We start from the raw sequence: 6,357 nt of genomic DNA, 5'->3' as shown, positions 1-6,357 counted from the left end.
TTGGCCGCGACAGCTTTCTTGGCAACCGGTTTCTTGGCTGCTGGTTTTGCTGCTGCTTTCTTAGCTACTGGCTTTTTGGCCGCGACAGCTTTCTTGGCAACCGGTTTCTTGGCTGCTGGTTTTGCTGCTGCTTTCTTGGCTACTGGCTTTTTGGCCGCGACAGCTTTCTTGGCAACCGGTTTCTTGGCTGCTGGTTTTGCTGCTGCTTTCTTAGCTACTGGCTTTTTAGCGGCGACAGCTTTCTTGGCAACCGGTTTCTTGGCTGCTGGTTTTGCTGCTGCCTTGGCTGCCGGCTTTTTCGCTGCTACAGCTTTCTTAGCAACTGGTTTCTTAGCTGCTGCTGGTTTTGCTTTAGCTGCTGGCTTCTTGGCCGGGGCTGCTTTCTTCGCAGCGGGTTTCTTCGCTGCGGGTTTCTTTGCTGCTGTTGCCATTTTGTTTCTCCTTCACGTGATGGAAAAAATCAAGCTCCAAGTTGGAAACCCGACGAACCCATCGCGATGGGAACGGCGGATTATTCATCGGCGCAATCAACTCTGCTTGCGCTAATGAATTCGGCACCAGCTGAACTGCTCCATCCCCTCATTGATGCAGCACTTCAGCCATTATTGGCCAGGGTCTTTTCCCAGCTTCCGGGCTGGGAGGAAGAATTCGCATCACCTGTCGGCTGCGATCCTTGGCCAAAAAAACGCTAGCGGCTATGCCAGCGTCGGAATTCTGTTACAAAATGGTTAGTTTTTCCAAAGAAAACGCCGCCAAACCCGACTGAATCGGGGTAAGCGGCGACAACAGATAAGTACGTTTCTGTCTTTGGCTGTTCATTAAATTTGGAAATCACCTTTTAGTTTGCAGACTTTTTTATAGTACTAAGCGCTGCAGGTTTCCATCCACCTCGTTATTCTTGTCCGAGATCTGAAGCCTTTATTCCCAGTTCAGTGCACCGCCGGTTTGATATTCGATTACACGAGTCTCAAAAAAGTTGCGTTCTTTTTTCAGGTCGATCATCTCGCTCATCCAGGGGAAGGGATTTTCTTCCTGAGGGAACATTGGATCCAGTCCGATCTGTTGCGCGCGGCGATTTGCGATGAACCGCAAGTAGCCTTTGAACATTGGCGCATTCAAACCGAGCACTCCACGCGGCATTGTATCCTCTGCGTAGCGATATTCCAACTCTACTGCGCTTAAAAACAACGCTTTGATCTCATCGCGGAATTCCGGTGTCCACAAATGCGGGTTTTCCATCTTGATTGTGTTGATCAAATCGATCCCGAAATTGCAGTGCATCGACTCGTCGCGCAAGATGTATTGGTACTGCTCGGCAGCGCCCATCATCTTGTTCTGGCGGCCCAGCGCAAGGATCTGCGTGAAGCCGACGTAGAAGAAAAGACCTTCCATGATGCAGGCGAAGACGATCAGCGAGCGCAGCAATTTCTGATCGTTTTCAGTAGTGCCGGTCTTGAACTCGGGATCGGTCAGCGTATTGATGAAGGGGATCAGGAATTCGTCTTTGTCGCGGATCGATTTGACTTCGTGATAGGCGTTGAAGATTTCCGCCTCGTCCAGGCCGAGCGATTCCACGATGTATTGATAGGCGTGGGTATGGATCGCTTCCTCGAAAGCCTGGCGCAGCAGGTACTGGCGGCATTCCGGCGCGGTGATGTGGCGGTAGGTGCCGAGCACGATATTGTTGGCGGCAAGCGAGTCGGCGGTGACGAAGAATCCCAGGTTGCGCTTGACCAGGCGGCGTTCGTCTTCGGTCAGGCCGTTCGGGTTCTTCCACAGCTCGATATCGCGCTGCATGTTGATTTCCTGCGGCATCCAGTGGTTGGCGCAGCCGGCCAGGTACTTGTCCCAGGCCCATTTGTACTTGAACGGCACCAGCTGGTTGACGTCGGTATGACCGTTGATGATGCGTTTGTCCGCGGCATTGACGCGGTGGCTGACATCGACTGCAGGCGCGGCGGCGGCCTGTCCCATCAACGCCGGGTTGAGAGCGGTATCGGACATCTGCGGACGCGCCGAAGGAGCAAATGCCGGTTGCGCCGGCATAGACGGAGTACGAGGGGCCGAACTTTTTTCTTCATCCCAGGAGAGCATTCTTTATTCCTTTATCTTTCGTAGGGTGGGCGGCTGTGCCCGCGCGCGACCTCGAATTGATCGCTACGCTTGTTTCGGTAACGCGTGGGCAGATTTCCTGCCCACCCTACTTGTCTTTGCAATTGCTACGTTTTATCTCTAGCCAGTTGAGGACAGAAGCCACGGCGGGTGCTGTACGGAAACCTGATTCGCTACACTGCAGCACCGCTTGAACCCTGCCCTCAAATAACTGGCTTACTGGCAGGCTTCGCACTCTTCGAATCCTGGATCGCCTGGGCGCATGGTGCATGCCGGGCCATCCAGTTCCTGTGGCGCGGCTGCAACAGCAGCAGTGCCGTAAGTCGCCGCTGCGCCGCCGCTGGCGCCGCCGTCTACCGACACGGCATTCAGGGCGCCGGTTTTCGATGTCGACTTCTCGGTATGCGTCGCGCCTATGGTGCGCAGGTAGTAAGTGGTCTTCAGGCCGCGCAGCCATGCCAGCTTGTAGGTCTCATCCAGCTTCTTGCCGGATGCGCCCGCCATATAGATATTCAGCGATTGCGCCTGGTCTATCCATTTCTGGCGACGCGATGCCGCTTCCACCAGCCAGGACGGTTCGACTTCGAATGCGGTGGCGTAGATATCGCGCAGATCTTGCGGAATGCGGTCGATCTTGGCCAGGCTGCCGTCGAAGTACTTGAGGTCGGAGATCATCACCTCGTCCCACAAGCCGCGCGCTTTCAAGTCGCGCACCAGGTATTCATTGATTTCCGTGAATTCGCCCGACAGGTTCGATTTCACGTACAGGTTCTGGTAGGTCGGCTCGATACAGGCCGATACGCCAATAATGTTCGAGATGGTCGCAGTCGGCGCAATCGCCACGCAATTCGAGTTGCGCATGCCGAATTCCTTGATGCGGCCGCGCAGTTCGGTCCAGTCCAGCGATTCGGACATATCCGCTTCCAGATAGCCGCCGCGCTCTTCCGCCAGCAGTTTCAGGGAATCCTGCGGCAGGATGCCGCGATCCCACAGGGAACCGCGATAGCTGCTGTAGCGGCCACGCTCTTCCGCCAGTTCGGTCGACGCCCAGTAGGCGTGGTAGCAGACTGCCTCCATCGACTTGTCGGCAAATTCAACCGCTGCTTGCGAAGCGTAAGGCACGCGCATCATGTGCAGGCAATCCTGGAAACCCATGATGCCGAGGCCAACCGGACGGTGCCGCAAGTTCGAATCGCGCGCCTTCTTCACTGCATAATAGTTAATATCGATCACATTATCCAGCATGCGCATCGCCGTATTGATGGTTTTCTGCAACTTGGCGTGGTCCAGCTGGCCGTCTTTCATGTGCGCCGGCAGGTTGACCGAGCCCAGGTTGCATACCGCGATCTCGGATTCGTTGGTGTTGAGCGTGATCTCGGTGCACAGGTTGGAGCTGTGGACCATGCCGACGTGCTGCTGCGGCGAACGGATGTTGCATGGATCCTTGAAAGTAATCCATGGATGGCCGGTTTCAAACAGCATCGACAGCATCTTGCGCCACAGGTCGAGCGCCTGGATCTTCTTGAACAGGCGCAGGTCGCCGCGGGCAGCCTTGGCTTCGTAGCCGGTATATGCTTCCTCGAAGGCGCGGCCGACCTTGTCGTGCAGGTCCGGTGCGTCGCTTGGCGAGAACAGGGTCCACTCGCCCTTTTCCATCACGCGCTTCATGAACAGGTCAGGAATCCAGTTGGCAGTGTTCATGTCGTGGGTACGGCGGCGATCGTCGCCGGTGTTCTTGCGCAGGTCGAGGAATTCCTCGATGTCCATGTGCCAGGTTTCCAGGTAGGCGCAGACCGCGCCCTTGCGTTTGCCGCCCTGGTTGACCGCCACCGCGGTGTCGTTGACCACTTTCAGGAACGGCACCACGCCTTGCGACTTGCCGTTGGTGCCCTTGATATGGGCGCCCAGCGAACGCACCGGCGTCCAGTCATTGCCCAGGCCGCCGGCATATTTGGCCAGCAGGGCGTTTTCCTTGATCGCTTCGTAGATGCCGTCGAGATCGTCGGCCACCGTCGTCAGGTAGCAGGACGACAGCTGCGAGCGTTGCGTGCCGGAGTTGAACAGGGTCGGCGTCGAGCTCATGAAGTCGAAGCTGGACAGCAGGTTGTAGAACTCGATAGCGCGTGCTTCACGGTTGACTTCATTCAGCGCCAGGCCCATCGCCACCCGCATGTAGAACGCTTGCGGCATTTCGATGCGGATATCGCGGACGTGCAGGAAATAACGGTCGTACAGGGTTTGCAGGCCGAGGTAACCGAATTGCAGGTCGCGCTCCGGCTTCAGTGCTTCGCCCAATTCTTTCAGGTCGAATTGCGCCAGCTTGGCATCCAACAAGTCGGCTTCAATACCCTTTTTAATAAATTTCGGGAAATATTCAAGGTATTCGGCTGGAGCATCGGCTTGCGCCACTTCCTTGCCGAACACTTCCTTGCGGATCGTGTGCATCAGCAGACGCGCAGTAACCGTGCTGTAGGCAGGGTCTTTTTCCATCAGCGCGCGAGCGGCCAGGATCGCCGACTTGTGCAATTCTTCAACCGGCACGCCGTCGTACAGGTTCTTGACGGTCTCGGCCAGGATGGCTTCGGCGTCGACGTGTTTTTCCAGGCCGATGCAAGCCGCGGTAATCAGGTTGCGCACCTGGCCCATGTCCAGCGCGCGGCGCTGGCCGTCTTCGGTCACGAACAATTCCGTGCCGGCTACGCTTGGCTTGGCGCCGGTCTGCTGCTGCGAACGCTCTTCCATGCGCTTGGCGCGATACAGCACGTAGGCACGCGCCACGTCATGTTCGCCGGAGCGCATCAGGGACAGTTCGACCTGGTCCTGGATGTCTTCAATATGGAAAGTACCGCCATTCGGCTGGCGGCGCACCAGGGCGGCGACGACGTTGGAAGTCAGCTGCTCAACCAGTTCACGCACCCGCGCCGATGCCGCACCCTGGCCGCCGTTGACGGCGAGGAAGGCCTTGGTGACTGCGATCGAGATCTTGGATGGTTCAAAACCGACTACGGCGCCATTGCGGCGGATGATGCGGTAGTCACCGAAACTGCTGGATACCTTGACGGGAGAGCCGCTGCCGGTTGTTGGCTGGACACCAGCGATTTCGGCTGATGATTTAACGGAAATTTCTTGAGTAGATTGCACTGAGCCTCCCGAGACTGTGAAAGCAGGCGAAACAATGACGCCTGCTGTTATTAATTAGAACCTTGGAACCGTTGATGGTTCAGATACTGCTATTGCTGCATCAGTCATTGCCGGATCAGTTGTTGACCCATCGACTGCCTGTCGGCAGGCGTTCGTGACCAATGCCCGATTAAGATAAAAAAAGAGAAAACCAGCGTTAAAAGAATGATTGACGAAGACCGGCAACAAACCCAGAGGCTGCTGAGCAGCCTGTCCGACACCTGCATTTATACTGACGTGAGTACAAAAACAAAACACCACATAGGTGGACAGACCATGCAAAGCAAACCAAGGACGAAGTACGGAAAAACACTACATATAGGTTTCTGGATTTGATTTTTACTAATTGTAGTACCTAGAACTCGCCGATGCAATCCAAAAGTAGGATCTTTTTTATATGCGAAAAGAGACTATTCAATTGACTTTTTTGTCTATGGCGGGAAAGCGTAGCGCAGGTTCGCCCGGCGTTTTTGCTGCATGCCCGGCTAAGGCTTGCTGGTATTGGGTCCAGTCAAAAAACGGACCGGGATCGGTCTTTCTGCCGGGTGCGATATGCTCATGCCCGGCGACCGCGGCGAGAGGGTAACGCAACCGCAAGGCATGGGTCAATGTCGCCAGCGCATGATATTGCAACGCGGAAAACTGTTCGAAATCGGTGCCTTCCAGTTCGATCCCGATTGAAAAATCGTTGCAGCGCTCACGGCCCTCGAAACATGACGCACCCGCATGCCAGGCCCTGTCATTGGCGGAGACAAACTGCACAACCCCGCCGTCGCGCAGTATCAGGAAATGGGAAGAAACCCTGAGTGGCCGCAGCTGTTCGAAATAAGGATGCGCATCGTAATCCAGGCGATTGCCGAACAGGTCGGCAATATAGGGGCCGCCAAACTGCCCCGGCGGCAGGCTGATGTTGTGGATCACCAGCAAATCGGCGACGCAGCCCTCCGGCCTGGCGTCGCAATTGGGGGAAGACTGGCGCACGACTTCATCGGGACGGCACCAGCCGTCCGCGCCGATTTCAAAACACGGGGGAAGCGGTTTCTGCTGCTCCGTCATTGTTACCTG

At 56.1% G+C, this 6,357-nt stretch carries 4 protein-coding genes; all 4 read right to left on the bottom strand.

The genetic code is table 11. The annotated features are described in order from the left end of the window. A partial coding sequence (locus tag AC07RZ_RS12240) for a histone H1-like repetitive region-containing protein (RefSeq protein WP_494668097.1) occupies window positions 1–431 on the bottom strand: 431 nt, incomplete at its 3' end. A 487-nt stretch (window positions 432–918) separates the two neighbouring features. Next, complete coding sequence (locus tag AC07RZ_RS12235) at window positions 919–2,094, bottom strand: ribonucleotide-diphosphate reductase subunit beta (protein WP_144739370.1); 1,176 nt, start codon at window positions 2,092–2,094, stop codon at window positions 919–921. Window positions 2,095–2,328: 234 nt separating this feature from the next. After that, the gene (locus AC07RZ_RS12230; RefSeq protein WP_494668173.1) at window positions 2,329–5,211 is read right to left on the bottom strand and encodes a ribonucleoside-diphosphate reductase subunit alpha; all 2,883 of its coding nucleotides are present in this window, start codon (window positions 5,209–5,211) and stop codon (window positions 2,329–2,331) included. A 495-nt stretch (window positions 5,212–5,706) separates the two neighbouring features. After that, window positions 5,707–6,348 carry a 1,6-anhydro-N-acetylmuramyl-L-alanine amidase AmpD gene (ampD, locus tag AC07RZ_RS12225; protein WP_494668096.1) on the bottom strand — a complete coding sequence of 214 codons (642 nt, stop codon included), beginning with the start codon at window positions 6,346–6,348 and terminating at the stop codon, window positions 5,707–5,709. Window positions 6,349–6,357: the final 9 nt, after the last annotated feature.

The sequence above is a fragment of the Collimonas sp. GW821-FHT07E08 genome (assembly GCF_059418905.1).
This window is presented reverse-complemented; position numbering and strand designations above follow the sequence as displayed.